This window comes from Pseudomonas sp. LBUM1663 (assembly GCF_059695905.1).
Genome location: NZ_CP166792.1, coordinates 4,010,806 through 4,037,171, shown reverse-complemented (window position 1 = coordinate 4,037,171; position 26,366 = coordinate 4,010,806). Strand labels below are relative to the sequence as shown.

Below are 26,366 nucleotides of genomic sequence, written 5' to 3'. Positions count from 1 at the left end.
TCGTTCCTCTCTCCAACAACAAAAACAATAAGACGGTGACTGTTATGTCCACGATGACCGCGCGACTGAGCGCCATGATGTTCCTGCAATTCTTTATTTGGGGAGGATGGTTCGTCACCCTCGGTACGTTCCTCGCCAGTAACCTGGGCGCCAGCGGCGGGCAGATCGGCATGGCGTTCTCGACCCAGTCCTGGGGCGCGATCATCGCGCCCTTTGTGATCGGCTTGATCGCCGACCGCTTCTTCAATGCCGAACGCATCCTCGCGGTGCTGCACCTGGTGGGGGCCGTGTTGCTCTATCAGCTGTATCGAGCGCCGGACTTCAGTACGTTTTACCCGTATGTGCTGGCGTATATGATGGTCTACATGCCGACCCTGGCATTGGTGAATTCAGTGGCGTTCCGGCAGATGAGCGACCCGGCACTTGAGTTCTCCCGCATCCGCGTGTGGGGCACCCTCGGCTGGATCGTGGCCGGTGTGGTGATCAGCTTTGTGTTTGCCTGGGATTCCCAGACCCTGATTTCGTCAGGCGGGCTGCGCAACACCTTTCTGATGTCGGCGATTGCCTCTCTGGTGCTCGGCCTCTACAGCTTCACCTTGCCGCGCACTGCGCCACTGAAGCCTGAGGTGGGCCGCAGCGGCCTCAAGCAAATGCTCGGGCTGGACGCATTGAGTTTGCTGAAGGACCGCAGTTACCTGGTGTTCTTCATCGCCTCCATTCTGATCTGCATTCCGCTGGCGTTTTATTACCAGAATACCAATCCCTTTCTGGCGGAGATCGGCGTGACCAACCCGACGGCGAAAATGGCCATCGGGCAGGTTTCCGAAGTGCTGTTCATGCTGCTTCTGCCGCTGTTCATTCACCGTTTCGGGATCAAGATTGCGCTCTTGGTGGGGATGTTGGCGTGGGCCTTGCGCTACTTGTTGTTCGCCTACGGTAACAATGGCGACCTGGCGTTCATGCTGTTTACCGGCATTGCCTTGCACGGTATCTGCTACGACTTCTTCTTCGTGTCCGGCCAGATTTACACCGACGCCAAAGCACCGGAGCGTTTCAGAAGCTCGGCCCAAGGGCTCATTACTTTGGCGACCTACGGCCTGGGCATGCTGATCGGGTTCTGGGTCGCAGGGCAGGTGACCGACCACTATGCGCTGACGGGCAGCCATGACTGGAAGCACATCTGGTTGTTTCCGGCGGGGTTCGCCCTGGCGATCTTTTTCTGCTTTGCGCTGGCGTTCAAGGGGCGGCAGGCCGCAGTTGTTCAATCGACCGTCTGAACAGCGCCTTGCCCGGATTCGGCGATCAACAGCAACGACTGCGGCACCGGACTTTGCGGGTGCTGCGGCTCTTGCAGGACAGCCAGCCGAAAACCGGCCATGTCCAGCGCATTCAGCCAGCTGGACAAGGTGCGGAAGTACCATGGCATGGGCTGCCACTGGCCCTTGAATCCGGCGAAGGTCTCTTCCCGCCAGCCATCCTGATAGTCGCCCGCCGCGATAGCCCACGGATGCAGTGTCTGAATCACCAGCGCACCACCAGGGCCGAGCAGGGCGTTCATGGCGGCGAGCAGCGGAATGATGTCTTGGTGCAACAGGGCGAAGTTGGCGCAGATCAAGTCGTAGTTGCGGCCGATGTCCACCTTCGCCTCCACCAACTCGTCATAGCTCGCCACATGCACCTGCGAGGACCCCGACGCCCGCGCCGCCTCGACCAGCGTCGCATCGCCATCCACCCCGACAGCCGTGATGCCCCGTTGAGCCAGCGCGCGCAACAACCAGCCTTCGCCGCAGCCCAGATCGAGCACGCGCTCGGGCTGTCTGCCCAGCACTGCCAACAGGATCGCCTGGTCGGTCACCGTGAGGCGGCTTTCGATGGCGCCGCTGCGGATGGCTTCGATCCAGGCGTGGGCGTTATGGTGCCAGCTGTCGAGGAGGGTGGATTCTGAGGCGGCCATGTCGGTGTCTGGCGTTGTGGGTTGGATTGAAGGATAGGACAAGTATCAAGGTTGACTGATTTCTCGGGTAGGCAAACGGGCCGGGTCACCCCAGCCCGCCAAGCAGGATCAGCTTTGGCAGAACCGAATGCGATTGCCGAATGGGTCATGGACTTCCAGCACTTGCCCCCAGCCTTGCTGAACGATATCTGGCCGTCCGTAGCCGTAGCGTTTGCCCTGTAGTTCGTCGCGCAACAGTTCGATATTGTGCATCGGGACAAATATCGTCGATCCCGGGCTCGCATCGCCATGATGTTCGGATAGATGGAGCTGCAGACCGTTTCGGCTGATGCCCAGGTACAGCGGCAGATCTGCTTCGAACCGGTGCTCGAATTCGACGCTGAAGCCTAGAAAATCAAGGTAGAACTCGCGCGCCTTGGTTTCGTCAAACATCCGCAATATCGGGATGGCTTTGTCGAAGGTGATGGCGGGTTGGTCAGGTTCCTGGGTAAGCATCGCAGACGCGGTGTTCCAGTCCTTGTAGCCCAGTTGATGCGCGACCAGTTCAAGCGCGGTTGAGTGAGACGCCTCTTGATGGCGCGCCTCAAGCGAGGCACGCAGCCTCTTGGCCATCTGCTTGGCTTGTTCGATTGAAAACATCGTTCCTCCTGTAGCCAAGGCACTCTGGTGCTCGCGTTGCCAAACCTCGGCTCTCAAGAGATGCGACAGGATTTGGGGGGAGAAGCAATGCTTTCACCTTTCCCTTCGGGAGCGAGCGGCGGGCAGCATCGGCCCGGGGCTGATGATACACAGCGGTCAATGAGTGCGGAAGTCAGGAGCAGGCGAAACGAGAGCATTGGCCTATTCATTAGAAAGCACACCTCGGGTAGCAGAGAGCAGCGCTACCCGACCGTGTGCCTTAGAAGCGGTACTTCGCCGAAGCCGAAATGCTGCGCGGTGCACCGTATGTCAGGGCGACGTTGGCATCTTCGGCCGTGAACTGGGTTTAACCCACCGATGCATTCCAGTCCGTTGCGAGCTCGCCGGAAACTTCCAGCTCGAAACCCTTGCTACACCGAATACCCCTAAACTGCCTGTGACCCGGTCCGATACCTATCAAACGAAAAGAGCGGCCACTTCTCGCTGGCCAATCGAAGCCCCCACCATTTTTCGCCACACCCTCCAAGGACGGTACTTTGAATCACATCAACACCCACACGTCTCAAACATTCACCACCGTGTCGCCATTGGTTTGGTTGTCGGTACTGGCAAGCGTATTCATCGCCGGGTGTTCCAGTTCGCCCCCACTGGTCAGTCCGATCGACCGCGACCCTTGCCTGGATGACGGCCCAGTCCACAGCGCGGCCTACGATACGTGTGTGCAGGATCGGGAATTCGACAAAGCCTTGGCGTACAAAGCACTTTTCGAAGATATCGGGCCCTCTTTCCAGCAGCAGACACTCGCCGAACCGGCTGAAGGTGACGTTCAGTTATCCGATTTTCCAGACAGCGAAGGCCCCATGACCTTTCGTGTGACGCCTTCGATATCCGCGATGGAAAAGCAGGCGCTGCCGTTCAAAATCAGGGTCACCTGGAAATACGTCTCCAAGACTGTCCGGCCAAGATCCCGGGACCTGGTACGGATGGATGAAATGCAAGCCCTGATACTGCCGGCCGTGGAGGAGAAGGGGTTAGCGAAGTTGGTGTGCACGGTCACTGGTGAGAAACGGCGCGTGTGGACCTTCTACACCCGAAACGCTGATGCTTTCATCGCTCGGGTACAGGCTGCCTTGGCACCGACCGGGCCATACCCTGTCGAGTTAAGCGCAGGCAAAGAACCCGCGTGGCGCGCCGACGAGCTCACCGGAGACAACCTGCATCGGGAAATCCGGATCACGCCAAAACGGTGCGTGGAGTGATGTAAACCTGGGTTCAAATCGGTGGTAAGGCCCGCCCATCACGACAATGGGCAGGCCCGTGCAACGCAGCTTTCAGCGCAAGGTGCGGAAGGCTGCACGCAGTTCTTTGGCGAACAACTCAGGTTGTTCCCACGCTGCGAAATGGCCGCCCTTATCGACTTCGTTGAAGTAGATCAGGTTGGGATAGGCGCGCTCGGTCCAGGTTTTCGGCGCCTGGTAGATTTCGCCGGGGAACACGGTCACGGCGACAGGAATCTTGATATCCCGGGTCTTCTGTTCCACGGCGTTGAAGTTGTTGGTGTTGTTTTCCCAGTACAGGCGAGCGGACGAGATCGCGCTGTTGGTCAGCCAATACAGTGAAATACCGTCGAGGATCTCGTCCTTGGTCAGGGACTTTTCCGCGTCGCCGCCGCTGTAGGTCCACTGGTTGAATTTGTCGAACATCCACGCGGCCAGCCCTGCGGGTGAATCCGACAAACCGTAGCCGACGGTTTGTGGCCGGGTGCTCATCATGGCGCCGTAAGCCGCGTTTTTGCCGAAGAAGGTTTTCAGCGACTCATAGGCCGCAGTCTCCTTGGCCGACAGACCGGCCGGAGGCGGGGTGCCGTCGTTGATCGCCTTGGCGACATCGGCAGGCACGGTGGCCGGCATGTTCACGTGGATCCCCAGCAAGCCGGGCGGTGCCTGGCGTCCCATGGCGTCGGCGATTACCGAGCCCCAGTCGCCACCTTGCGACACGTAGCGCTTGCAGCCCAGGCGCTTGACCAACACATCCCACGCCACGCCGATACGGTCGGGGCCCCAGCCGCCGTCGGTGGGTCTCTGCGAGAAACCGTAGCCGGGCATCGAGGGAATGATCACGTCGAAGGCATCTTCGGCGCGACCGCCGTAGGCTGTCGGATCGGTCAACGGGCCGATGGCTTTGGTCAGTTCCAGAATCGAACCTGGCCAGCCGTGGGTGAGCAGCAACGGCAGGGCGTTGGGGTGTCTGGATTTGACGTGGATGAACTGGATGTCGAGGCCGTCGATGTTGGTCACGAACATCGGCAAGGCATTGAGTTGGGATTCAACCTTGCGCCAATCGTAATTCGTACCCCAGTAGCCTACGAGCGCCTGCAGTTTCGCAAGCTGCACGCCCTGGGATTGATCGTTGACCGTTTCGCGGTCGGGCCAACGGGTTGCCAGAACGCGTCTGCGCAGATCGGCCACCGCGTCTTCAGGAATGTTGACCTTGAAAGGACGGATCGAGCTGTCCTTCTCGACGGCGGCGGCGACCTCCGGTGGCGTATTGGCCCGGGCGTAAGAGGGTGAGACGAGGGCGACCAGTGCGAGGGCACCAGCGGTTGCTGAAACAGCTAACAGGCAGCGTCGGAATGCGGCAAACGATAGTGCTGACATGGTCGTTCTCCAGGGGGATTGGGACGATATTTTTCGAAGGCGGTGGGTTCCGACCTAGTTCAGGAAGGCATTGGCTTGCTGCACAAAATCGTTGGCATATTGGAATAACGCGCCGTGCCCCGAGCTTGGATAGATGAGCAACTTGGCGTTCGGAATATGCTGTTGCAGCGTGTAGGAGTTCTCGGTGGGCACCATTACGTCCTTGCTGCCGTTGACCACCAGGGTGGGCTGGGTAATCTGGCTCAATTGCGAAAAAGTGCCGTCACCGGGAACGCTCCATTTGCCCAGCGCCGCCCCTTGGGCCGCGATGACTTTCATCGAACTGAGCTTGTCGAGGCCTTCCGTGCGTTGGTGACGTCGTTCCCAGAATTCCCGGGCCGCCTGCTGGCTTGCCGGCGCCGGATCGAAAAACAGGTAAGCGGTCTCTTCCTGCGTGGCAATCGATTCGCGCAGCGCGATCCCGGGTACCCGCGGATCATGTCCCGACACTCCGCCGCGTGGCGACGTCCCCGCCAGGATCAGCCGGCGCACTAGTTGCGGATGACGCAACGCAACTTCTTGCGCCACCATGCCGCCGATTGAGAAGCCGAGCACATCGACCTGCTTCAACCCGCGGGCCTGGGCAAAAGCGGCGACGTGGTCGGCCATGGCTTCGAACGAGTCGGGTGTTTCGCCGCTGCTGAGGCCTACGCCGGCATTGTCGAACAGGTAGACCGGTCGATGCTGTGCCAGGCCATCGGTCACTGCCGGGTCCCAGTAATCCATGTTGCCGCGAAAGTGCTGGAGCAAGATGACAGGGACGCCCGTGTCGGCCCCGAACTGGCGATAGGCATAACGCACGCCGTCAGCTTGGACGAATTGATTGGGTGCGCTGTTGTGCGTGGTTGCCGGCGCCGCGATGGCGCTGCTGACTGCGACGGCGAAGAAAGCAGCCCCGAGGGACAGTCGTTGGAAGAGGTACATGATGTGCTCCTTACGCGACGGTTTCGGGGTTCAGATAAGCCGCTTGCCCAGTCGACAGGCTGGCCTTGATGGCGCGTGTGCCTTCGTCTGCGAGCACTTCTTTCAGGCCGGCTTCAACGCCGTCCAGCGACTGGATCACGACGTCGGATGGCTGGACTTTCGGCACGTCAAAACCATGGGTCAGGTCGGTGTCGATGAAGCCCACGTGCAGGCCTTGCACGCTGGTGCCCTGGTCGTGGAGTTCGATCCGCAGCGAGTTGGTGAAGCTCCACGCAGCCGCTTTCGATGCCGCGTAAGCGGACAGGAAAGGTGCGGCGACCCAGGTCGCGTCCGACAGCACGTTGACGATCGCGCCGCCGCCATTGGCTTTAAGCACAGGGGCGAAGGCCAGGCTGACGTGCATCACGCCGTAGTAGTTGGTTTCGAAGATTTCGCGAGCGGCTTCCACCAGGCCAGGATCGAGCATGGATGGCAGCAGGCGGGCGATGCCGGCATTGTTGACCAGCAGCGTCACGTCGCCCGCTTGGGCCACCGCAGCGGCTACCGATGCCGGGTCGCTGACATCAAGACGAATGGCGATCACGCCCGGAATGTTGACGCCTTCGGGGTTGCGCACCCCGGCGTAGACCTTGCTTGCGCCGCGGGCCACGAGTTCTTTTGCGAACGCGAGGCCCAGACCACGATTGGCGCCGGTAACGAAGGCAACGGAATTTTTTATTTTCATGAGGTGTACTCCGGTTGGATGAGCGGTTATCGCCCTGTAAGATTGCGCTCGCAATCATTGAATTAATAATGGCGGTCGCATTTATTAAAGTCAACATAAATATTTCGTTCGTAATAAAGCATTGTAGACATTGCTTTTCCATTAATTGCGAATGCAACCATAGTGTGCAAGAGTGAACGCAGAGGAGCCTCATCATGAAAATCTCGAAAGAAAAATCAGAAGCCAATCGCGCCGCCCTGGTGGAGACCGCCAGTCGCCTGTTTCGCCAGAAAGGAATCGACGGGGTAGGGGTTGCCGAAATCAGCAAGTCGGCCGGTTTGACCCACGGCGCGCTGTACGCGCACTTCCCGTCAAAGGAAGCGCTTGCCGCCGAGGCACTGGCGTGGAGCCTGGAGCAGGGCAATGCCAAGCTCTATACGGGCACGATTGATGGCGAGCCGGACCTGGATCGCTTCCTGTCCGACTATCTGGCGGTCGACAGCCTCGACGACTACGCCGAGAGTTGCGCAATGGCTGCGTCCGCCAGCGAAATCGGCCGCCAGGATCTTGCGATCAGCGCGAAGTTCTCCGAGGGTTACATGGTGCTGGTGCGGGCGTTTGAGCGCAGGGTTGCCGCCAACAATCCAGACGTCGACGCGCTGGCCACCGCCATGGGCATCGTTGCGGCAATGGTCGGCGCGCTCTCGGTTGCGCGGGCTACGGCAAAGGCCAGGCCAGAGGTGTCGGCCCAGGTGCTGCGGGGCGTGCGTCTGATGATCGATGCTGCGTTGGGCAAAACGGTGTAGCGGGAAGTCTGCCGCAAGGGAACCTTGCGGCTGGGGTCTGCGACACAGGACTAACTTTGTGGCACCACCCGCGCTTCGCTACCGGAACCCTCGACATAAACGTTCATGCCTTTGGTCAGCGCTGGGTTGATGGGTTGGGTCACTGAAACCAATACGCCGCTGTTGGTCCGCACGATGATCTGCTGTGCGTCCTTCGGTTGATCGTATTTTTTCTTTTCCGCGTAGTTACCGCCTGCCGCACCGGCCAGCGCGCCTGCGACCATCGCAACGTCCCGACCGGTGCCCCGACCGACCAGGCTGCCGAGAGCGACACCGCCGATGCCGCCTAATATGGCGCCCACGCCGCTGTCGTGGTTGGTCTGCATCTGCGTCTGCGTAATCTGTTCGATTTTCCCCGAGCGAATTTCCATCTCGCCCGCGCCTCCGCTCCCGGCGTCGACCGCGACACAGGAGCACAGCGCCAGACCCAACAGTGCAGTCGTCAACCAGTAAGCGATAGTTTTCATAGTCAAACTCCAGGATGTTCGAAGAAGTGATCTCGCAAACGCGTCAACTCACGTTAGACGAAAAAATGGAGCATGGGCCGGATCAGCTGCCGAGGCGTGATCATTGAGTAAATGGAACGCGTAAAAAAGCCCGGCTGATCAGGCCGGGCTTTTCGTTGAGTGCATCGGTAAAGCCATTCATTTATGCAGCGCGGCTTTCGATCAGACGGTCGGAACCACCTTCCGCGACGCGGTTTTCGATCAGACGATCCGAACCACCTTCAGCGACGCGGTTTTCGATCAGACGATCCGAACCACCTTCAGCAACGCGTTTCTCGATCAGACGATCCGAACCACCCTCAGCCACACGACTTTCAATCAGACGATCCGAGCCGCCTTCAGCGACAACCGGGTGGGCAGAAGAAGCGGCGAAAGCGTTAACTGCAAAAACCGAGAAAGCGATGCTGAGAAGGATTTGGCGTTTCATGATGGTGTGCTCCGGGGTGTAGTTGTTGGGTATGGAGCCGATGGTACGCCGCGGATTTTTTATGAGAACTTCATTGAATTGATGGTGACTATCGACGCGGGCAATGAATGCGGAAGGCCCGGTTTAGACGCTTCAAGCCTCGCTGATCTTGCTGGCACTGGTGACCTGACCATTCCAGACCATCTCGTAATGCGCTGTTTGAATGATTGATAGAACCGGCTTGGGCGTCATCAGCGCCCAGCAATAACTGCCCTGCATCCGCACCGAGTGGTAACGAATGCCAGGACAGCGCGCCTCTTTAACGGACCTGCCCAAGCGCCGCGAGTGGGTGTAATCGTCAGGGTCATAAACCGGATCAGTCAGCCCAATGGCGGCCGCGTCTTTCATTGCCACATCCACGAAAGCGCAGGACAACCCCCGAAACACAAACCGCTCATAATTGAGGCTCGGCACATTTGACCAATAAAGACTCTGGTGATGCCGCACCTCGGCCAACGCCGTGTCCATGGAGTCCGCCAGGTACAACACCCCAAAACGGCCATCGCTGAACCGCGAACCCGCCGGGTTGACGTGAGTAAATGGCGCCGTCGCATAGGAGCAGCCAGGGATGCCGAACGGGATCTGATCCCGCGCAATCAACTCAAGATGACCCACTTCATTCTTCAGCCGGGGATTGGTCAGCGCCTGAATCTGATACAGCACCTCAAACTCGTCCGCATCCGCCACGTCATCAAACATCGCAATCGGTGGAAACTTCGAATTGACCAATCGATAAGCCTGCAGCTGTTCGCCGGCCAGTTCTGCCAGTTCGCTCACCGTCACCATTGCGCACCACGCAGCACGTCGATGCGCTTGAAGGTTTCATACAAGGAAATCATGTCGCCCTGAGCCATGATCTCCAGCGGACTGCGCCCGTTGAAAAACTCGTTGTGGTTGGCCATCGACGGAAAGCCGTAGACGTTATCAGGGTTATCGAAGACCAGGCGCAGTGCCGCGTGAATGTTGAGGACAAAACTGATGCGCTGCATCTGGTCTGAATCCAGCGCTACGGACCACGAAGGATCGCGCTGCCGGGCGCGGGTGTAGGTGCTGCGGGATATGCGCAGGATGCGACAGGCCTGATCGCTGGAGGCGCTCCACTTTTCGAGGATGCCGACAGCGGTGCGCAGACCGGTGACGCATTGGGCCTTGGTAAAGGTTTGTTCCTGAAGGGGGACTGCCATGTTCTATGCCTCGCGTGAATCCATAGACTCAAAACTATCTTGATTGAATCTACGGAGCAAGGCTGTCTCGACCAGTGGGATCTGAGGTTGGAGAGTGGGCAGCCGACGTCGGCCATTCGTAGGATTATCGTCGCTTGGCATAAGGCAAATGTCATCTCCCAGCGACGGCACTCGACTCATAGCCAGTATTCCCAGAGTCGCGCCATTTGCTCCTTGGCTCGCACCGCGAGCGAGCGACGCTGCCACTTTTCCAGCTTGATTTCGTTCGACTTCGCCAGATCCGCCATGAATGCTGCCTGCATCTTTTTTCCGAACTCGGTGCCCAGCACAACCACGTTGACCTCATCGTTGTGCAGAAAGCTTCGCCAGTCGAAGTTGGTGGAGCCGACACTCGACCAGACGCCATCGATGACTGCTGTCTTGACATGGAGCAGCGCGTCACGGCGTTCGTAAAGCTTAACGTTAGCCTTCAGCAGTTCGCTGTAGTAGGCGCGTCCGGCATGAAACACCAGCGACGAATCGGTGCTGCTGGGCAACACCAGCTTGACGTCTACGCCACGGGCCGCCGCCTCCTTGAGTGCCGTCAGCAACTGCGGATCGGGCACAAAGTAGGCGTTTGTCAGCCATATCTCGGTCTGCGCGCTCTGCAGCGCCGAAATCAGCGTGGCGTAGATCAGGCTGAACGGCTCATTTGGCGAGCTGCCGATGGCGCGCACCACCTCGGTGCCTTTGCGCTCTGGTGCTGGAAAGTAGTCGCGAGCGGCGAGCGGTTCACCTTTCTGGGCCGTCCATGTTCCGATGAAAAGCTTCTGCAGTTCCGAAACCACCGGCCCCTCGACGCGCAAGTCGGTATCGCGCCAGGGCAAATCACCATTGGGGCGAGTCTTCGAGTGAGAGCTGAACGAGCCCCCCGAATAGACGCTGCTGATGTTGATCCCGCCAAGAAAGGCAATACGGCCGTCCACTATCAGCAGCTTTCGGTGGTCGCGCTGGTTCACGTCCCAGCCCGCTTTGGCCGTCGCCGGATTGACCGGGTTGTACTCCAGCACCTTGATGCCCGCTTCGGTCAAACGAGAGAAAAACGCTGAGGGTGTTCCAAGGGTTCCGACGCTGTCATGGATCAGATTGACCTGTACTCCTTTGTGTTGCTGAGCGATCAGTGCGGCGGCGAAGCGCTGGCCGACTTCATCATCGTCGAGGATGTAGGTCTCCATGTTGATGTGGTCGCGCGCACCTTCCACGGCTTTGATCATCGACTGGTAGGTGGTGGGGCCGTCCTGCAGCAGGTCGACCTTGTTTCCTTCCGTTAGCGGGCTACCGACAACAGATTCTTCGATGGCGAGGTGCACATCGAAGATGTTGGTTTCTGCGCCGGTGGACTTGAGTCGGTCGAGAATGGCTTTGCTTCGCTCGGCTGACAGAGGTCCGTGTACCCCGTCGAGTTGCACAGGCGCAGAGGGCGCGTGAGCCATGTCGGGCACTATTCTCGGCAATGTACTGCAGGAAATCACCAGTGTCAGGAACACGGCCACGCCCAGCACCAAAGGAATACAGACACCCCTGCATCTGGTTAGAAGATTCATCAAGCCACCTCTAGGCGAGGACGGTGATAACGCACTGTCCGGGCGTCTTGCAGACGACGCAAGGCGCCTTGATGGACGGGTTTCACCGCTTGATCAGGGAAATCTTCGTGCCCTCGATGCTGACCCCGGCCATTAACCCTTGCTGGTCAAATATGAACGCGTAGGCATCGTCCTTCAGCGTCGAACTGGACAGGTTCTTCGAGATCCCTTCATCCACTACAACGACGGTGGGCCCTACGCCGATTTCCCACCCCTTGGTTTCGCGAACATAGTTCACGGCTTTGTCGGTCATGAGGAAAACCACATAGCCATACGACTGGGCACCGGCCTGCAACCCCCATGAACCGGTGACGGAGTTGTAATAACCCTCAGCTGTCTTGCCTTTGAACAAAACGCCTTCGCCATAGCTGCCACCAAACACAAGGCCGGCCTTGATGATTTTCGGGAAGACCAGTATCGCTTTGGCGTTGTGTGACATGGTCTCGGCAAATGGATGAGTCTTGTAGAGCGTTTGCAACGCTTGCCGAGAGTCGGTATTCAGATCCTCGGCGGTTGCCGCACCGGCAGAGTTAAGGAGGCTCGCTGATGCCAGTGAGACAATCGCGAGGACCATGGATAGGAAGAACCGCATTGACTGAGTCATTTTCGTACTCCGATAAGGGAGCATTGGATGTGAGCAGCAGCCAGCGCCTGCCCTGGGCAGAATCCGAGCCTACTGAAATTTATCCGGCGCACCCTAAAGTGTGTGAACGACTGGCTTCGCCCTTGAATGAATCAGGCCAGAGGCCTTTGATCATTGGCGATGCCATCAACTGCTTTGACCTCCGTAGATGAGCCGGGTTCGTCGGTAACCACCACAACACGGCGTGCGGCACTAACCCGGTAGTCTCGTTGGCTCGCTCAGCGACAAACTGTCTGCCAGGCTCCTGGCCTGCTGAGTCGCGGCCTCACGCGCGCGCAGATCAACCTCTTCTCCCAGGATGGTTTTCTCCACAATCACCGAATGCACATCCGTGACGCCGATAAATGTCAGCCAGGCTTCCACGTAGGGCTTCTGGAAGTCGAAGCGCTCCGCTGGCGTGGTCGACTGCGCCGAAAAATCCAGGCCGCGGGCGTACATCACCACGGCGAGCTTGTTGTGCAGCATGCCTTCCAGACCGCGTTCCGGGTCAACGCTGAACAGGATGTCCTTCTGCGATACCAGGTCGATGAAGTGCTTGAGTTTGTACGGGATGCTGAAATTCCACAGCGGTACGGACATCACCAGTACATCTGCGCGGTGCAGGTGCGCAGCCAGCTCTTTCAACGTGTTCCAGGCCTCCTGTTGCGCCGTGGTCAACGGCGAGCCATTGAGCCCGGCGTATTTGGCCTCCATCGCCAGATCATCAAATTCCGGGAGCGCCATGCTCCAGAGGTCGAGGGTGACGATTTCAGTGTCCGGGGAGTTTGCTTGATAACGCGCAATGAAGCTGCGGGCGACTTCGAGGGAAGCCGAACGCTGTTTGCGTGGAGAGCATTGAATATGGAGAAGCGTCGTCATGGCACACCTTGAATGATGAGGGCAGGGCAGGTGAGGAGCATTGCAACATAGTTGTATTTGAAATATAAATCGTAAATTCAAACGCGATTAATCACGAATAAAACTATGTTCGATACGTTGCTGCTCAAGACATTTGTCACGGTTGTCGATGAAGACGGCTTCAGCCGTGCCGCCCAGAAGCTGCACCTGACTCAGTCGGCGGTCAGTGGCCATGTGCGGCGGTTGGAAGAACAGATTGGTAAACCGCTGTTGACGCGTACCACCCGTTCCCAGCAACTGACGGCCGATGGCGAGCGCCTGGTCGCTTATGCGCGCACGATCCTCGCGCTGAACCGTGATGCCTGGACCGACCTGACACGCACGCCGTTTCACGGGCGGCTGCGGATCGGGGTGTCCGAAGATTTTGTCGAGTCTCGATTGCTGCGCACTGTTCAGGATTTCGCGGCGCAGTATCCCGGGATGGAAATCGAGGTGCAGGTGAACATCCCCGGTTCGTTGCTGGCGCTGATGAAGCAAGGGCAACTGGAGGTGGTCATCGGTTCGCTGTGCGAGACCAGCGAAGCGGGGTTGCTGCTGTGGCAAGAGCCGCTGGTGTGGGCGTGGTCGGCGCAACCCGTCACCCGGTTACCGACGCCGTTGCCGCTGGCCCTGTTCCCCGCGCCGTGCCCTTATCGCGAGGCCGCGCTGACGAGGTTGGCGCAAGCGGGAATCGCCCACCGCACGGCAATGTTGTGCAGCAGCACGGCCGGGCTGCGAGCGGCGGCCCTGGCAGGCTTCGCGATAGCGCCCATGCCACTCAGTCAGTTGGGGCTGGGACTAGCGGCTCTTGGGGCAGAACAAGGGTTGCCGAAATTGCCGGATGCGCAATGTCGGCTGTTCGCCTCGCCTGAAGCGGATCAGGCGATGGTGGCAGCGGTCACTCAGCTCATTGTGGAGTATTGCTCTACGCGCAGGGCTTGATTGGCATTGGCGGAGCGGCATCCATTCGAGTCAGTGATTGCGAGCTGGCAATCTTGCTTGAATAGGCGCCTGTATCTCATAAATGCGGGGCATCTGTGTCTATCGAGAATCCTACTGGAGCGATACGGTCCACAGATCCTCCGTCATTGATGAACCACCCATGGATCTAACGGATGTTCCCTTTGGTACGACCGATTGGTCGACTGTCGAACCTGTCCAATATGCCGGACAGACGGGCACTGCCTATTGGCGTACCTGCCAGTTTGGTTCGACGCGTGTGCGGATGGTTGAATACAGTCCTGGCTATCTGGCCGATCACTGGTGCTGGAGAGGGCATATCCTGTTGTGCCTGGAAGGCGAGTTGCACACGGAACTGGAGGATGGTCGCCAGTTCACGCTTACGGCGGGGATGAGCTATCAGGTGGGCAACAACGCTGAGGGGCATCGATCTTTCAGCACCACGGGTGCGAAGTTGTTTATCGTTGATTGACTCTGATACTGGCCCCTGTCGATCCATTGCAAAATCAGGTGCTCATCGAAGGACGTTTGTGGCAGCGCTGTGCGGCCATTCTGTCTGTCCAGAGTTTGACTGAGTAAAATCAGAGCGTAAAAAAGCCCGGCTTGTCAGGCCGGGCTTCTTGTTGGATGCCGCAGTAAAGCCATTCATTCAGGCAGCGCGGCTTTCGATCAGACGGTCGGAACCACCTTCAGCGACGCGGTTTTCGATCAGGCGATCGGAGCCACCTTCAGCAACGCGGTTTTCGATCAGACGATCTGAACCACCCTCAGCCACACGACTTTCAATCAGACGATCCGAGCCGCCTTCAGCGACAACCGGGTGAGCAGAAGTAGCGGCGAAAGCGTTAACTGCAAAAACCGAGAAAGCGATGCTGAGAAGGATTTGGCGTTTCATGATGGTGTGCTCCGGGGTGTAGTTGTTTGGTATGGAGGCGATGTTACGCCCCGGAGTTTTTAAGAGAACTTCATTGAGTTGATGGTGACTATCGATGGGGGCAATGGAAGTGCCTGACGCCCGTGCCGCCGGCCATCGATGCAACAGTCATCGCAGCTCGCTTTATCAAACATAGCGGAGCGTGTGCCGGTCCTCAGCCAAGGTTACCGGTGGTCATGAAGCCTCGCTTTAAGAGATAAGAAAGTCCTGATGGTTGGCCTTGCTGCACGGCTCGGGAAACGAACCGCTCATGGCAAAGATGACAGATTCATTTTAGATAAGGGCGTGCGCCAAATGGTCAGTCCCCTGATTCCCACAGCCGTTATGGTTTCACTGCGTGGCTATCGTCAACGCGAGGGGCGTCCGCTGGGTTCTTCTCCGGAACCACAAAACTCACCACCGTACTGGTCAGGATCTTATGACTCGGATCAGCCACTTCAAGTAGAACCTTGTGAGTGCCTGGCGTCAGCCCAACCAAAATAATCGGGTCTTCACTGGTGTGCGCCCATGTACCTTTCCAGTCGTCGACGGTCACGTGAAGGTGACCGAGGCGAGGTGATACTTCAACAGCCGTTTTGCCAAATACCGGCATGATCCGGGCGTGCTCAGTTCGATACTGGATGATGACCACTCCGCGGGCGAGCGGCGCGGCGAGCGGCGGATAGGCAATGAGCGTTGGCCCTATCTCAGATTCCAATGGGAGTATGGCCGGTGGGGAATTGGTGTCTGCTACCCCTTGACCCCACGCGGCTATGCAAAAGAAGGCACCCAAAGCAAGGGTGGATAGATTTCTGAGAGCAAGGGGCATGGTGTTTTTCTCCCGCGTGATCTCATTCAAGGCTAGATCAAACCGGGCAGTTGTCTATGGCAAAGCTGCCTCGCTCTGCAAAACAGCCGAGTGGGGAGGGCAGAAGAATGGTGTTCAATACGAGCCTTTTAATGACGGTGAGCGGCTAAAAACAGCCAGTGAATGGAGCAACGCAAAATGACAGCTAAGCTTCCTTCTACTGTCGGGCTTATTGAGCAGAGTGGGCTTTGTGGCCATGGCGTGTAACCGCCTTCAGGGCACCACGCCGTTATAACATCCTGTCCGATCTTGAGCGTTAGCCCTTCACAACAGCCTCGGAGGGGAGCCAATGAAACGTTTCGTCATGCTCATCGCGATTTCTTTGCTGACCACTGCTTGTCAGAGCACAAATGATAATGGCGTCACCCGACTAGACAATTGTGTCTGCTATAAATCGACCGAGGCACAACATTTGCCAGCATCGCAAATCGCATGGACAGACCCCGAAACGTTGCAGAAGCAATTCTCACATTGCATTTGCCGAGCCTTGGTTGACCTGAAGAAGGTCGATGATCCCGGTAAATTTTTCGTGCCCGGAACCGAAATAAGAACGGAACTGAAATAAAACAAGATCGGCAAAGGTGATGGATTTACTTTGGGTAAGGGGTGGTGCAGCGTGCGAAACAAGCCAGAACGGTCTGGGCTCAACGTCCATATTCAACGTAAGGGCCCAAGTAGAAACCTTGCGTATCCCAGTTGATTCGATAAATCACTTCTTTCCCTGGCTTGATCTTGGCCGCGACCGTTTTGATCGCGGCACCCGCACATAATCCAGACTCGGCGAGCCCGGCACTGAGATTCACTTCACCGGTAGGCAAAACGAAAGATGCCTTTTGACCGGGACCTATCTTGGCTGCGCGCTGCCCATCAATGTAGAACATGGCGTCACATCCCGAACCGACAAACCCGTCATCACGGAAGATGGTCAGGCGTCCCGACTCTCTCGTACTCTGGCTTTTGATCGCATACATCTCATTGGCCGGCACTGGCCGCGCTTCAGAAACCCGCATAGGTGATGTTGCGCATCCGCCCAAGGCCAGCAAGAGTGCCCCCGTTGCGAGAACCCTTCGCATAATTTTTCCCTCCTGAAAAAGGGCGAATGTATCAGAGCGTCATACTGCTTTGCTTCATAAAGCCATTCGTCAAAAACACCATCGCCAAGTACTGCCAAGAGTGTCTGCTTTTAGCCGATTACTGCCGGCCGCAAACGGACTTGGGTGACCCTCAAACAGGCCCTTTAGGGCGCGACATTATGTTGAACAAAAAACCATTTTCTCCAGAGCTTCGTACAGAACCTAAAGATTAAAAAATTGGTTTCTACCCCGTTCTTTAGCTATGTAGAGAGCTTTATCGGCTCGGGCCAGTAGTGCGTTGGACGGGTGCAGTGGACCAAAAGTATGTACTGAAAAACCAACGCTTATAGTTAAGTATCCTGTGCTGGAAGCAGAGTGCGGTATTCTCAAGTCTCGCACTAGTTGGCATAGGGTTTCGACGTGCCGAGCTGATTGGTCTTCCGTCATGCCGTTGGAAAGAATCACAAATTCTTCACCGCCATACCTGGCTGCAAAATCAGAGCCTCGCTGAAAAGACTTATTCAAACTATCAGCGACACGTATTAATGCTTCGTCGCCAGCTTGATGCCCATAGATATCATTGAATGACTTGAAGTTATCAACGTCAATCAAGGCAAGCGTCAATGAGTCGCTGTTGCGGCATGCAATTTTACATTGAATTTCGAACTGTGTATCAAAAAAGCGACGATTGTAAATACCTGTCAGTCCATCTTTTATGGATAGTTGTTCGAAGTGTGCTTTCATTTCCTCGAGGGACTGATGCTCGTCTCGAAGTTGCTGCTGTATTAGCATGCGAGGTGTTACATCTTTTTGTATACCTAAAAAATTGGTTACAACCCCATTTTTATCATGAATTGGAGATATGCTTAGCTCATTCCAAAACATCGTTCCATCCTTGCGGTAGTTTCGCAAGGTTACGAGGCAGTGCTCACCTTTTTTAACGGCATTGTGAATAATTTCAAGTTCAGGCTGTTCCCGATCGTTTTTTTGTAGGTATCGGCAATTAATGTTAGTGATTTCTTCAAGCGAGTAACCGGTCATGCGTTCAAAAGCAGGGTTTACAAAAATCAGCGGATTGTCATCAATACAATTGTCGGAGATGGTGATGCCATCTCGCGAATCCATAACTGCCTGTTTAAGGATTTCAATCTTCATGCAAATTCCGTTAGTAGGATTGAATGGGGGTGCTGTTTAAATCGGGTGTAGTAACTAGATAGCGCAGTTAATTAACTTGCTTAATGTATAAGTGTAGTCGTTGGAAAAATACATAGTGTTTTTTTTTATGCTTTTGAGAGCCGTTGCGATTGATTTCAGTCAAAAGCTCCGCAGAAATGGCCCTGGTTGACTGATTGCGTCAGAAATGATCTGCATTAGGGCATCAGTACTAAAGGCTTAACTGTTCACCTCTTTTTCGAGCGACCGCTTGGTAGTTTTTGGCCGATTTCTGCCGGTCACGACAGGCAGAAACCGCCACAAAGCTGACTTTCGCGTAAGGCGGCGATTGGTCAATGGATGTCTCGCTGCGATCGAGAACACACGACATTTTTAACTATAGGCTGGGCCTATATAAAGGATTGTATATCGGTCTTGGACGCTATCAAGCAAACGACGGAAGATTGCTTCTCACCTAAGCACCACCCAATGAGCAATGCCAACGAAGCAAACTTGATAGAAGAAACCACTTCCTCTACATCTTGGAGCCAGCATGTCCAGACAAACAACAATGGATGCAGAGACCGTCACTTCTCAGCCAGATGGGTTGCCTGAAAACGCCCGTCGCCTCGCGATATTTTCGTTGGCGATCGGTGTCGCCATGGCATCACTCGACACCGCAATAGCCAATGTCGCTTTACCTGCAATAGCTGCTCAATTGCAGACAACACCCGCATCATCGGTTTGGATCATCAACGTCTATCAGTTAGCGATGGTCGCAACGCTCCTCCCGTTCGCTGCATTGGGTGAAATCATCTCTTACCGGCGGGTTCTACTTTTCGGACTGTTCTTATTCACATTGGCATCACTTGCCTGTGCTCTGGCGTGGTCGTTGCCATCACTGGTCATAGCTCGGCTGTTACAAGGAATTGGGGCTAGCGCCGTTATGGGTGTGAATACAGCCATGCTTAAAGCCATCTACCCGACGCGCTTGCTAGGACGTGGTTACGGGACCAACGCCTTGGTGGTTGCAGTCGCTTTTGCAATAGGGCCGACCTTGTCATCCCTTATTTTGTCAGTCGCCAGTTGGTCGTGGTTATTCGCAATCAACGTTCCACTCGGCTTAGTCGCACTTTTCCTGGGGCGCAAAGTATTGCCTGATACCCGCCGGGCGACCCACAAGTTTGATGGTCTGACTGCCCTCTACAACATAGTCGCGTTCAGCTTTTTGATTTTGTTATTCGGCGATGCAGCCCACCAAGAAAAATTCACTACCCTTGCCATGGAATTGGCGGGCACAGCCTTGTTCTTCGCACTGCTCATGCATCGGCAGGCAGGTCATAAGGCGCCAATGCTGCCGATTGATCTGCTCCGTCGACCCATGTTTGCGCTTTCTGTCGTGACGTCTGTTTGCACCTTCGCAGCACAAGGACTGGCGTTCGTAGCCCTGCCGTTTTATTTCTATACGACGCTTGGAAAATCGCCGGTAGAGGCTGGTTTCTTACTGACGCCATGGGCTGTCATGGTAGCAATAATGGCCCCAATTGCCGGCCGTTTGAGTGATCACTATTCTCCCGGCGCATTAGGTGGAGTCGGTCTTTCGATACTGGCCCTTGGGTTGGTAGCTCTAGTACTTATGCCTGATGATCCGTCGACTTTGAATATAAGCTGGCGCATGGGTATGTCAGGCATTGGGTTTGGTTTTTTTCAAGCACCTAACCTCAAAGGTTTTATGGGTAGCGTGCCACCGACACGTGCCGGCAGTGCAAGCGGCATGGTTGCTACGTCAAGGTTAGTTGGACAGGCAATTGGTGCAGCGCTGGTTGCTTATTGCTTCATGTTATCGAGCGAGCATGGAGCAACGTTTGCGTTATGGGGGGCAGTTGCATTCGCAGCCATTGCAAGCATTGCAAGCTTTGCCCGAGTCGTTGCTGTCCGAACTTGAGCTGGCAACCGCCATGAACTGAATCGCACCACGTTTTGTAAATACGCTTAATGACCGATCAGCCGATTGCCGACCTCGCCATCGGCAATAATCGAACCAAATCGGTCGTTCAAGGGTGATAGGAACCGAAGCCGGTACACCTCAGTGCGGAGCGCGCATTGGTGGCACTTTACTGAAGGCATCCCGCCAAATACCTTTTTTTCGTTGCGCATGGTAGGCGGCAGATGTTGAGGACGATAATCTCTTCGGTGCACTGGATGAAGATGGTTTCCCCTCAATGCTGAAATGGCTTTCCTCAATTCGTCGCGATTTTCGCATTCAGCTTGACTGGCCTCGTTTCGAGGAAGCAGAGCGCTACCGCTATGTTACGGAGGCCTACGATCAACTCCCTACACAAGGGATGGAAGCCGATCTAGTCGAGCGCTTGAAGCGCGTTCAAAACGAGACGGCTGCAAAGTTCAATGCTGACCGTGATCTGCTAGAAAGGGCGTTCGGAGCGCTGCAGCCCAAAGTGACTTATTCCAAGCGTCTAGTAAGCCTCTTTCAGCGCGACTATCGCGCTGAACTCGAAGCCCTGTACGCAGAAAAAAGTCGGCTCCACAGTGAAATTCAGCTGAAAAGAGCAGAAAAATCATCCGAGTACGAGTGCCTCAATTCTATCCACGAGGAGAAAAGAGAGCTGTATAAAAAACTTCACAAACTTCAGAACGAAATTGATAGCTGGTACGCGGAAGCCAACCGGCACCCTGTTTTGTTGGGCAAAAAGAATCGAGAGATTCCAAAATATTCGTTTTTCGGGATTAGCCAAAATTCTTTGGATAGTGCCAAAAGTGACCGGGAGGTGGTATTTGAGAAGGTTAACGAGGCAAAAGAGGGGATCGACGAAGCCAACAGTGCTATCCATGCCTTGAATCAGGCGCTGAAGCAAATCATTGCTAATTTGGGGTTGATTAAGCAGCGCATCATGGATACTCAGAAGGATCGGGCCGAGTTTTTCGACTTGAAGAAGTCAGGTAAGACTTTGAAGGTCCTGAAAACGGAATCGGACGACTTGGGAGGTGAGCTTGCCAGGCTTCACAACTCAATGATCTCGCTTGAAGAAGAACGGTCATATTTCATCCGAGATGCCGAAGACTCGTATGGGGTGCCAGCGTTACGCATTGAACTGAATAAACAGATTGAAACTCGAGTTGCCCACCTCAGGGCATTCGACCTACCAGAACAGAAGGCGCAGCGTAAGCAGCGACACCGAGAGCAGTGGCTGGCAGAGCACCTGTAACAGCAATCAAACGCCCATAGTCAGTTGTCTCGGCTTTCCTAGGCACTCGATGGCTGCTTTTGGCCGACAGCTGACATCGTCCATACTCTCTCTTCGAAATGGGGGCGCGTTGGTGTCAGCTCCCTAGCGTAGAATTCGGCCAAGCCCCAGCCCACACCCGAGACGGACCCTCAATGCAAACCCCAACCACCCAAAACCCCCTCTGGAAAACCTACCTCCTTTTCCTGGCCCCCATGGTCCTCTCCAATTTCCTCCAATCCATGTCGGGCACCATCAACAGCATCTACATCGGCCAAATGCTCGGCACCCAAGCCCTGGCGGCCGTCTCGGGCATGTTCCCCATCGTCTTCTTCTTCATCGCCCTGGTCATCGGCCTCGGCGCAGGTGCGGGCGTGCTCATCGGCCAAGCCTGGGGCGCACGCGAGCCGCACTTGGTGAAAACCATCGCCGGCACCACGCTGCTCTTGGGCGCAATGATCGGTCTGGTAGCGGCGATATTGGGCAGCGTCTTCGCAAGGCCAGCGTTGCAGGGGTTGGGAACCCCGGCCGATGTGCTCGACGACGCCGTGTCCTACGCCCACGTGATGATGTGGATCATGCCGTCGCTCCTTGTCTATGTGCTGTTCACCCAGTTGCTGCGCGGCGTGAGCGATACGGTGTCGCCGTTAATTGCGTTGGTGGTGTCGACGTGTATCGGGTTGGCGCTGACGCCGGCGTTGATTCGGGGTTGGTTCGGGTTGCCGATGATGGGGATTCAGAGTGCCGCGTATGCGGGGTTGGCGGGGAATTTGTCGGCGATGGGGTGGTTGGCGTGGCGGTTGATTCGCAAGGGGCATCCGTTGGCGCCGGATCGGGAGATGTTTGCGGCGATGCGTCTGGACCTGGTGATTCTCGGCAAGGTGTTGCGCATCGGTTTGCCGACCGGGTTGCAGATGGTGGTGTTGTCGGTGTCGGAGTTGGTGATTCTGGCGCTGGTGAATCAGCACGGTTCGCAGGCGACGGCGGCGTATGGGGCGGTGACGCAGATCGTCAATTACGTGCAGTTTCCGGCGCTGTCGATTGCGATCACCGCATCGATCCTTGGTGCTCAGGCGATCGGGGCAGGGCGGCTTGAGAGGATGGGGCCGATTCTGCGCACGGGGCTGTTGATCAATGTGTGCCTGACCGGCGGCCTGGTGGTGTTGGGTTATCTGTTGTCGCACTGGTTGTTGGGGTTGTTTCTCACCGAGGATTCGACCCGGGCGATGGCGGAGCATCTGTTGCACATCATGCTGTGGAGTCTGTTGGTGTTCGGCTTCCAGGCGATTGTCGGCGGCATCATGCGCGCCAGTGGTTCGGTACTGGTGCCGATGGCGATTTCGATTTTTTGCGTGGTCGGGGTGCAGTTGCCGGTGGCGTATGTGCTGGATGCGCGGTTCGGGTTGCAGGGCGTATGGATGGCCTTTCCCGTGGCGTACCTGGGCATGCTGGTGTTGCAGACGGCGTATTACAAAAAGGTCTGGAAGCATCAGGCGATTGAGCGGTTGGTGTAGAACTGCGCCATAAAAAATGGGCTGCCGTGCAAACGGCGGCCCATTTTTTTGGATGGTGCGCGGTCGTTGCTTATTCCTCGATGATTTCCGGCGACACCACCCACACGCTGCAGGGCATTTTGTACAGCAAGTGTTCCACGGTGCTGCCGATCAGCCGGCCGATGCCGTGGTGGCCAACCCGGCCCATGACGATCACGTCGACGTTGTAGGCATCGGCGTAACTGGCCAGGACTTTGGCCGGGTTGCCCATCACCATGTGCCGCTGTTCCGGCGGAATGCCGTTGCGTTCGGCCAGCGCATTGAAGGTTTCGCCCTGCGCGTCGAACAGGGTTTTGGCGGTGGTCGAGGAGAAGAATTTGGTGGCGTCGCCGAAGCCGAATTCATCGGCGCCGATGGACGACAGGTCATAGGCGTACACCACGTCGACCTGAGCGTTGCAGGCCGTGCCCAGCTTCACCGCTTCATGCAGGATGCGGTCATTGAAGCCTTCATATTGGCCATCGCGATGGAACGGGTCGACCGCCGCGACGATCCGGCGCGGCAAGGCGTGTTGCACGTTGCTGACAAAATGCAGCGGCACCGGGCATTCGCGCAGCAGGTGGATGTCCAGCGGCGTGAACAACATCCGCGACAGCAGCGATTCGTGTTCCAGCGCCTTGATCACCAGGGCCATCGGCTGCTCGTTGAGGTGGATCAGGATTTCCTGCAACGGACGTTCGACCCAGACCACTTCCGTGGTAACGGTCACGCCGATTTTGCGCAAGGGGCGGGCCTGTTCTTCCAGCCACTGGCGATGGCGCTCCACGTACCCGAGGCGCATCTGCTCCAGGGCGTCCCGGTTGACCAGGCTGGCGGTGGCCAGGCCCTCCAGGAAGTCGAACGCGACGATGTGCAGCGCCGCGTCTTCTGCCTTGGCCAGCGCGGCGGCCCGGTCGAAGGCGGGGCTGTTTTCCATCAGGGGCGAAGCGATAAGCATGAAGCGTGATTGTTCGGTCATGACAATTCTCCCTTGGGTCTTCACACAGACGCAGGCCTGAAATGGCCGCGAGGGTTGGCTGGAGCGTTTACCTGAGGCCCATATTGGCGGACCGCCGGGAGGGGCCGCTTGATCTTTGTCAAACATGCGCGTGCCAGCGCGGGAGCGGACGCCATGTGGTCGCCTGGGCCATACTCGAAGAGGTTGATCATGATCAACCTGGGCATGAACGGTTTGGCGCACGCTGGCGTCAATTGAATGCAGGTGTCCCCGGGCCTATCCGGATTGAGAGTCCAATGAATGAAACCCTCGGCGGCATGGCCGGCGCGGCGGCTGCGCTGGGGATCGGCATGCTCATCGGTCTTGAGCGCGAACGGCACAAGGGGCGAGGGGACAGCCGTGCCTGTGCCGGTTTGCGCACGTTCGCGATTACCGCGTTGCTGGGCTATGGCGCGATGCAAGTGGGCGGCGGCCTGCTGCTGGGGATCATGGCCACCTGTGTAGCGCTGCTGGTCACCGTGGCGTACTGGCGCAGCCTGAGCGATGACCCGGGTGTGACCAGCGAAGTGGCCTTGCTCACGGTGTTGGTACTGGGTGCGTTGTGCGTCACCGCGCCGGAGTTGGCCGTTGCCATCGGCGTGGTGATGGCGGGGTTGCTGGCGTATCGGCAGAAGTTGCACCACTTTGCGCGCAGTCAATTGACCGAAGCGGAATTGCGCGACGGTTTGGTTCTGCTGGTGGCTGCGTTGGTGGTGCTGCCGTTGGCGCCGGACCGCTTCATCGGCCCCTATTCGGCGATCAATCTGCGGACCATTTGCACCTTGACCGTGCTGCTGATGGCAATAGGCGCGGTGGGGCATATTGCCGTGCGTACCTTGGGCAGCCGTTACGGCTATGCGCTCAGTGCCATCGCCTCCGGTTTTGCTTCCAGCACCGTGACCATTGCCGCGATGGGGCATCTGGTCAGCAAGGAGCCCGGCAACATCAAGACCCTCAGCGCGGCGGCGATAGTGTCCAACCTGGCCACCTTCACGCAGGTCGGCCTGATCCTGGGGGCGGTTGACCCCGATTTGCTGCGTCACTTGTGGGGACCGCTGTTGTGCGGGACCGCCGCCACCGCGCTTTATGGCCTGTGCCTGATGTTTCACAAGCCGGCGACCGGCGCCAGCCAGCCGATCAAGGTCGGTGGGGCCTTCAACCTCAAGCTGGCCGTGGTGGTCACGCTGACCATGACCGGCATTACGTTCCTGTCGTCGATGATGCTCAGTTACTTCGGCGAGGTGGGGGTGATGCTGACGGCGGCCTTCACCGGGTTCGCCGATGCCCATGCCTCGACGGCCTCGATTGCGGCCCTGGCCAAGTCCGGGTTGTTGCCGTTTGATGCCATTTCCGCGCCTGTGCTGCTCGCGGTCAGCAGCAATTCCCTGAGCAAATGCGTGGTGGCCTGGGTCAGCGGCGGGCGCCGGTTCGCCGCGTATGTGGTGCCCGGCCAGGTGTTGCTGACGCTGGCGATGTGGGCGGGCCTTCTGTTGCTCTGACCGCACGTCTTGCCCGGTAGCTGACAAAGATCAAGTCGCGTTAACCCGGAACGCTCACTCTGGACGTCTGTTCACTCCCATCCTGACAGCCACGTGCCGAGGTGCCCATGTCGCAGATTCAGCGTTTACTGTTAATCGCTCCCCCAGCCATGACCCACACGCCGGCCTTCGACCGAGCCGCAGCGTTGTCGCTGGCCATGCAGATGCCGTTGCACATCGTCGCCTTCGATTATTTGCAGGCCCTGGCGGTGGCGGGGTTGTTTGCCCCGGAACAGATCAGCCTGGCCCGGGACGGGTATTTGCAAACCCATCGGCAATGGCTCGCCGAGCAAGCCGCGCTGATGAGCAAGCACGGCGTCGAGGTCACCAGCGAGGTGGTCTGGGTGCAGCATCCGTATGAAGAAATCCTGCATTTCGTCAACGAGATGCCCTTGGCGCTGATCATCAAGGATGCGCAGGAAGAGTCAGCCTTGAAGCGCGTATTTTTCACGCCGCTGGACTGGCAGTTGTTGCGCGATTGCCCGGTGCCGGTGCACCTGGTGACCAACGCCCTGAACCCCAAGCCGCGCAACGTGCTGGCCATCATCGATGTGTTACGCAGCGAGGATCAGGACCACGTGTTCAACGACCAGATTATCGACGCCGCGGCGAAGCTGGCCAGCGTGTGTGGTGCGGCGCTTGAGCTGGTGCATGTGTATGACTGGACGGCCGTGTATGCCCAGGACATTGGCTTCGGCGCGCTGCCATTGGCCATCGGGATTTATGAAACCCTGGGCTCGGCCCAGCACGAAGCGTTTGCGGCCATTGGCGAACGCCACGGCGTAGCGCCGGAACATCGCCACTTCATCGAAGGCGCGCCGCTGACGAGCATTTGTGACTTTGCCGCCGATCACCACACCGATGTCATCGTGATGGGGACGGTGCAACACAAGGGGTTGAACAAACTGCTGGGGACCACGGCCGAGCAACTGTTGCATCGGGCGCCTTGCAGCGTATTGGCGATCAAACCGGGCCGGGTTTTGCAATCCTGAAGGCTGGATCGCTCCGCGATGGAACCGTTGGCCGGAACATC

Annotated in this window: 26 protein-coding genes and 2 pseudogenes; 11 read left to right on the top strand and 17 right to left on the bottom strand. The window is 57.2% G+C overall.

Features of this window, described 5'->3' with window-relative positions; genetic code table 11:
• The first annotated feature begins 44 nt into the window (after positions 1-44).
• Positions 45-1,277, top strand: coding sequence for a nucleoside permease (locus ACA075_RS18460; RefSeq protein ID WP_497294456.1), 1,233 nt, complete (start codon positions 45-47; stop codon positions 1,275-1,277).
• Here the strand turns inward: ACA075_RS18460 and ACA075_RS18455 are convergent.
• Entirely contained in the window at positions 1,262-1,954 is a 693-nt protein-coding gene (locus ACA075_RS18455) for a class I SAM-dependent methyltransferase (protein WP_497294454.1), read from the bottom strand. The two genes, ACA075_RS18460 and ACA075_RS18455, sit on opposite strands and share 16 nt — an antisense overlap.
• A 108-nt stretch (positions 1,955-2,062) precedes the next feature.
• On the bottom strand, positions 2,063-2,593 hold the full coding sequence (locus ACA075_RS18450) for a glyoxalase superfamily protein (protein ID WP_497294452.1): 531 nt from the start codon (positions 2,591-2,593) through the stop codon (positions 2,063-2,065).
• Between the two features lie 536 nt (positions 2,594-3,129).
• On the opposite strand from ACA075_RS18450, the gene ACA075_RS18445 reads away from it, so the two are divergent.
• Positions 3,130-3,852: a DUF695 domain-containing protein gene (locus ACA075_RS18445; protein WP_497294450.1), complete on the top strand. Its 723-nt coding sequence runs from the start codon at positions 3,130-3,132 to the stop codon at positions 3,850-3,852.
• 72 nt (positions 3,853-3,924) lie between these two features.
• Here ACA075_RS18445 and ACA075_RS18440 read toward each other — a convergent pair whose 3' ends face one another.
• From ACA075_RS18440 to ACA075_RS18430, 3 genes are read right to left on the bottom strand one after another with little or no spacing between them, the layout of a single operon-like run.
• Complete coding sequence (locus tag ACA075_RS18440; protein ID WP_497294448.1) at positions 3,925-5,250, bottom strand: epoxide hydrolase family protein; 1,326 nt, start codon at positions 5,248-5,250, stop codon at positions 3,925-3,927.
• Between the two features lie 54 nt (positions 5,251-5,304).
• Entirely contained in the window at positions 5,305-6,213 is a 909-nt protein-coding gene (locus tag ACA075_RS18435; protein WP_497294447.1) for an alpha/beta fold hydrolase, read from the bottom strand.
• Between the two features lie 10 nt (positions 6,214-6,223).
• Positions 6,224-6,937, bottom strand: coding sequence for an SDR family oxidoreductase (locus ACA075_RS18430; protein ID WP_497294445.1), 714 nt, complete (start codon positions 6,935-6,937; stop codon positions 6,224-6,226).
• Positions 6,938-7,131: 194 nt separating this feature from the next.
• On the opposite strand from ACA075_RS18430, the gene ACA075_RS18425 reads away from it, so the two are divergent.
• A complete protein-coding gene (locus ACA075_RS18425; RefSeq protein ID WP_497294444.1) occupies positions 7,132-7,722 on the top strand; it encodes a TetR/AcrR family transcriptional regulator in 591 nt (196 codons plus the stop codon).
• 50 nt (positions 7,723-7,772) lie between these two features.
• Here ACA075_RS18425 and ACA075_RS18420 read toward each other — a convergent pair whose 3' ends face one another.
• The 7 genes and pseudogenes from ACA075_RS18420 to ACA075_RS18390 all read right to left on the bottom strand — a co-directional run bounded on the left by ACA075_RS18420 (position 7,773) and on the right by ACA075_RS18390 (position 13,040).
• Positions 7,773-8,228, bottom strand: a complete 456-nt coding sequence (locus tag ACA075_RS18420; RefSeq protein ID WP_497294442.1) for a glycine zipper 2TM domain-containing protein — start codon at positions 8,226-8,228, stop codon at positions 7,773-7,775.
• A gap of 184 nt (positions 8,229-8,412) precedes the next feature.
• Positions 8,413-8,694, bottom strand: a pseudogene (locus tag ACA075_RS18415) (phage infection protein); the annotation flags it as partial.
• Between the two features lie 132 nt (positions 8,695-8,826).
• A complete protein-coding gene (locus ACA075_RS18410; protein WP_497294440.1) occupies positions 8,827-9,519 on the bottom strand; it encodes an RES family NAD+ phosphorylase in 693 nt (230 codons plus the stop codon).
• A complete protein-coding gene (locus ACA075_RS18405; protein ID WP_497294439.1) occupies positions 9,513-9,917 on the bottom strand; it encodes a hypothetical protein in 405 nt (134 codons plus the stop codon). Before ACA075_RS18405 ends, ACA075_RS18410 begins: the two co-directional genes overlap by 7 nt.
• A 176-nt stretch (positions 9,918-10,093) precedes the next feature.
• The gene (cls, locus tag ACA075_RS18400; RefSeq protein ID WP_497294437.1) at positions 10,094-11,500 is read right to left on the bottom strand and encodes a cardiolipin synthase; all 1,407 of its coding nucleotides are present in this window, start codon (positions 11,498-11,500) and stop codon (positions 10,094-10,096) included.
• An 82-nt stretch (positions 11,501-11,582) separates the two neighbouring features.
• On the bottom strand, positions 11,583-12,143 hold the full coding sequence (locus ACA075_RS18395) for a lipid-binding SYLF domain-containing protein (RefSeq protein ID WP_497294435.1): 561 nt from the start codon (positions 12,141-12,143) through the stop codon (positions 11,583-11,585).
• Positions 12,144-12,374: 231 nt separating this feature from the next.
• Positions 12,375-13,040 carry an FMN-dependent NADH-azoreductase gene (locus tag ACA075_RS18390; RefSeq protein ID WP_497294433.1) on the bottom strand — a complete coding sequence of 222 codons (666 nt, stop codon included), beginning with the start codon at positions 13,038-13,040 and terminating at the stop codon, positions 12,375-12,377.
• Positions 13,041-13,145: 105 nt separating this feature from the next.
• Here ACA075_RS18390 and ACA075_RS18385 point away from each other — a divergent pair, with 105 nt between their 5' ends.
• Positions 13,146-14,000, top strand: coding sequence for a LysR family transcriptional regulator (locus tag ACA075_RS18385; protein ID WP_497294432.1), 855 nt, complete (start codon positions 13,146-13,148; stop codon positions 13,998-14,000).
• A 160-nt stretch (positions 14,001-14,160) separates the two neighbouring features.
• On the top strand, positions 14,161-14,490 hold the full coding sequence (locus tag ACA075_RS18380; RefSeq protein WP_010459253.1) for a DHCW motif cupin fold protein: 330 nt from the start codon (positions 14,161-14,163) through the stop codon (positions 14,488-14,490).
• A 180-nt stretch (positions 14,491-14,670) separates the two neighbouring features.
• On the opposite strand, the pseudogene ACA075_RS18375 reads toward ACA075_RS18380, so the two are convergent.
• Positions 14,671-14,913 (bottom strand): annotated as a pseudogene (locus ACA075_RS18375) (phage infection protein); the annotation flags it as partial.
• A gap of 361 nt (positions 14,914-15,274) precedes the next feature.
• On the bottom strand, positions 15,275-15,760 hold the full coding sequence (locus ACA075_RS18370; RefSeq protein ID WP_497299288.1) for a DUF6130 family protein: 486 nt from the start codon (positions 15,758-15,760) through the stop codon (positions 15,275-15,277).
• Positions 15,761-16,088: 328 nt separating this feature from the next.
• Between ACA075_RS18370 and ACA075_RS18365 the strand changes: the two genes are divergently transcribed.
• Positions 16,089-16,364, top strand: coding sequence for a hypothetical protein (locus tag ACA075_RS18365; protein WP_497294430.1), 276 nt, complete (start codon positions 16,089-16,091; stop codon positions 16,362-16,364).
• Between the two features lie 79 nt (positions 16,365-16,443).
• Here ACA075_RS18365 and ACA075_RS18360 read toward each other — a convergent pair whose 3' ends face one another.
• Both ACA075_RS18360 and ACA075_RS18355 read right to left on the bottom strand, forming a co-directional pair.
• Entirely contained in the window at positions 16,444-16,680 is a 237-nt protein-coding gene (locus ACA075_RS18360; protein ID WP_497294428.1) for a hypothetical protein, read from the bottom strand.
• A gap of 414 nt (positions 16,681-17,094) precedes the next feature.
• Positions 17,095-18,027, bottom strand: a complete 933-nt coding sequence (locus ACA075_RS18355) for a GGDEF domain-containing protein (protein WP_497294426.1) — start codon at positions 18,025-18,027, stop codon at positions 17,095-17,097.
• Positions 18,028-18,577: 550 nt separating this feature from the next.
• On the opposite strand from ACA075_RS18355, the gene ACA075_RS18350 reads away from it, so the two are divergent.
• The 3 genes from ACA075_RS18350 (at position 18,578) to ACA075_RS18340 (ending at position 22,780) form a co-directional block, all read left to right on the top strand.
• Entirely contained in the window at positions 18,578-19,969 is a 1,392-nt protein-coding gene (locus tag ACA075_RS18350) for an MFS transporter (RefSeq protein WP_497294424.1), read from the top strand.
• A gap of 277 nt (positions 19,970-20,246) precedes the next feature.
• Complete coding sequence (locus tag ACA075_RS18345) at positions 20,247-21,248, top strand: hypothetical protein (RefSeq protein ID WP_497294422.1); 1,002 nt, start codon at positions 20,247-20,249, stop codon at positions 21,246-21,248.
• A 173-nt stretch (positions 21,249-21,421) separates the two neighbouring features.
• Entirely contained in the window at positions 21,422-22,780 is a 1,359-nt protein-coding gene (locus ACA075_RS18340) for an MATE family efflux transporter (protein ID WP_497294421.1), read from the top strand.
• Between the two features lie 70 nt (positions 22,781-22,850).
• On the opposite strand, the gene ACA075_RS18335 is transcribed toward ACA075_RS18340, so the two are convergent.
• The gene (locus ACA075_RS18335; RefSeq protein ID WP_497294420.1) at positions 22,851-23,777 is read right to left on the bottom strand and encodes a universal stress protein; all 927 of its coding nucleotides are present in this window, start codon (positions 23,775-23,777) and stop codon (positions 22,851-22,853) included.
• Between the two features lie 275 nt (positions 23,778-24,052).
• On the opposite strand from ACA075_RS18335, the gene ACA075_RS18330 reads away from it, so the two are divergent.
• A complete protein-coding gene (locus tag ACA075_RS18330) occupies positions 24,053-25,294 on the top strand; it encodes an MgtC/SapB family protein (RefSeq protein ID WP_497294419.1) in 1,242 nt (413 codons plus the stop codon).
• A gap of 107 nt (positions 25,295-25,401) precedes the next feature.
• Positions 25,402-26,325 (top strand): universal stress protein, encoded by a 924-nt coding sequence (locus tag ACA075_RS18325; protein WP_497294417.1) that lies wholly within the window; start codon positions 25,402-25,404, stop codon positions 26,323-26,325.
• Positions 26,326-26,366: the final 41 nt, after the last annotated feature.

Excerpts from the sequence above, each read along its gene's own strand:
- ACA075_RS18430 (WP_497294445.1), bottom strand. The coding sequence starts at position 6,937 with ATGAAAATAAAAAATTCCGTTGCCTTCGTTACCGGCGCCAATCGTGGT.
- ACA075_RS18330 (WP_497294419.1), top strand. The coding sequence starts at position 24,053 with ATGAATGAAACCCTCGGCGGCATGGCCGGCGCGGCGGCTGCGCTGGGG.
- ACA075_RS18435 (WP_497294447.1), bottom strand. The coding sequence starts at position 6,213 with ATGTACCTCTTCCAACGACTGTCCCTCGGGGCTGCTTTCTTCGCCGTC.
- ACA075_RS18355 (WP_497294426.1), bottom strand. The coding sequence starts at position 18,027 with ATGAAGATTGAAATCCTTAAACAGGCAGTTATGGATTCGCGAGATGGC.
- ACA075_RS18350 (WP_497294424.1), top strand. The coding sequence starts at position 18,578 with ATGTCCAGACAAACAACAATGGATGCAGAGACCGTCACTTCTCAGCCA.
- ACA075_RS18360 (WP_497294428.1), bottom strand. The coding sequence starts at position 16,680 with ATGTTCTACATTGATGGGCAGCGCGCAGCCAAGATAGGTCCCGGTCAA.
- ACA075_RS18455 (WP_497294454.1), bottom strand. The coding sequence starts at position 1,954 with ATGGCCGCCTCAGAATCCACCCTCCTCGACAGCTGGCACCATAACGCC.
- ACA075_RS18325 (WP_497294417.1), top strand. The coding sequence starts at position 25,402 with ATGTCGCAGATTCAGCGTTTACTGTTAATCGCTCCCCCAGCCATGACC.
- ACA075_RS18440 (WP_497294448.1), bottom strand. The coding sequence starts at position 5,250 with ATGTCAGCACTATCGTTTGCCGCATTCCGACGCTGCCTGTTAGCTGTT.
- ACA075_RS18425 (WP_497294444.1), top strand. The coding sequence starts at position 7,132 with ATGAAAATCTCGAAAGAAAAATCAGAAGCCAATCGCGCCGCCCTGGTG.
- ACA075_RS18370 (WP_497299288.1), bottom strand. The coding sequence starts at position 15,760 with ATGCCCCTTGCTCTCAGAAATCTATCCACCCTTGCTTTGGGTGCCTTC.
- ACA075_RS18345 (WP_497294422.1), top strand. The coding sequence starts at position 20,247 with ATGCTGAAATGGCTTTCCTCAATTCGTCGCGATTTTCGCATTCAGCTT.
- ACA075_RS18420 (WP_497294442.1), bottom strand. The coding sequence starts at position 8,228 with ATGAAAACTATCGCTTACTGGTTGACGACTGCACTGTTGGGTCTGGCG.
- cls (WP_497294437.1), bottom strand. The coding sequence starts at position 11,500 with ATGAATCTTCTAACCAGATGCAGGGGTGTCTGTATTCCTTTGGTGCTG.
- ACA075_RS18340 (WP_497294421.1), top strand. The coding sequence starts at position 21,422 with ATGCAAACCCCAACCACCCAAAACCCCCTCTGGAAAACCTACCTCCTT.
- ACA075_RS18335 (WP_497294420.1), bottom strand. The coding sequence starts at position 23,777 with ATGACCGAACAATCACGCTTCATGCTTATCGCTTCGCCCCTGATGGAA.
- ACA075_RS18450 (WP_497294452.1), bottom strand. The coding sequence starts at position 2,593 with ATGTTTTCAATCGAACAAGCCAAGCAGATGGCCAAGAGGCTGCGTGCC.
- ACA075_RS18365 (WP_497294430.1), top strand. The coding sequence starts at position 16,089 with ATGAAACGTTTCGTCATGCTCATCGCGATTTCTTTGCTGACCACTGCT.
- ACA075_RS18460 (WP_497294456.1), top strand. The coding sequence starts at position 45 with ATGTCCACGATGACCGCGCGACTGAGCGCCATGATGTTCCTGCAATTC.
- ACA075_RS18385 (WP_497294432.1), top strand. The coding sequence starts at position 13,146 with ATGTTCGATACGTTGCTGCTCAAGACATTTGTCACGGTTGTCGATGAA.
- ACA075_RS18405 (WP_497294439.1), bottom strand. The coding sequence starts at position 9,917 with ATGGCAGTCCCCCTTCAGGAACAAACCTTTACCAAGGCCCAATGCGTC.
- ACA075_RS18395 (WP_497294435.1), bottom strand. The coding sequence starts at position 12,143 with ATGACTCAGTCAATGCGGTTCTTCCTATCCATGGTCCTCGCGATTGTC.
- ACA075_RS18390 (WP_497294433.1), bottom strand. The coding sequence starts at position 13,040 with ATGACGACGCTTCTCCATATTCAATGCTCTCCACGCAAACAGCGTTCG.
- ACA075_RS18380 (WP_010459253.1), top strand. The coding sequence starts at position 14,161 with ATGGATCTAACGGATGTTCCCTTTGGTACGACCGATTGGTCGACTGTC.
- ACA075_RS18410 (WP_497294440.1), bottom strand. The coding sequence starts at position 9,519 with ATGGTGACGGTGAGCGAACTGGCAGAACTGGCCGGCGAACAGCTGCAG.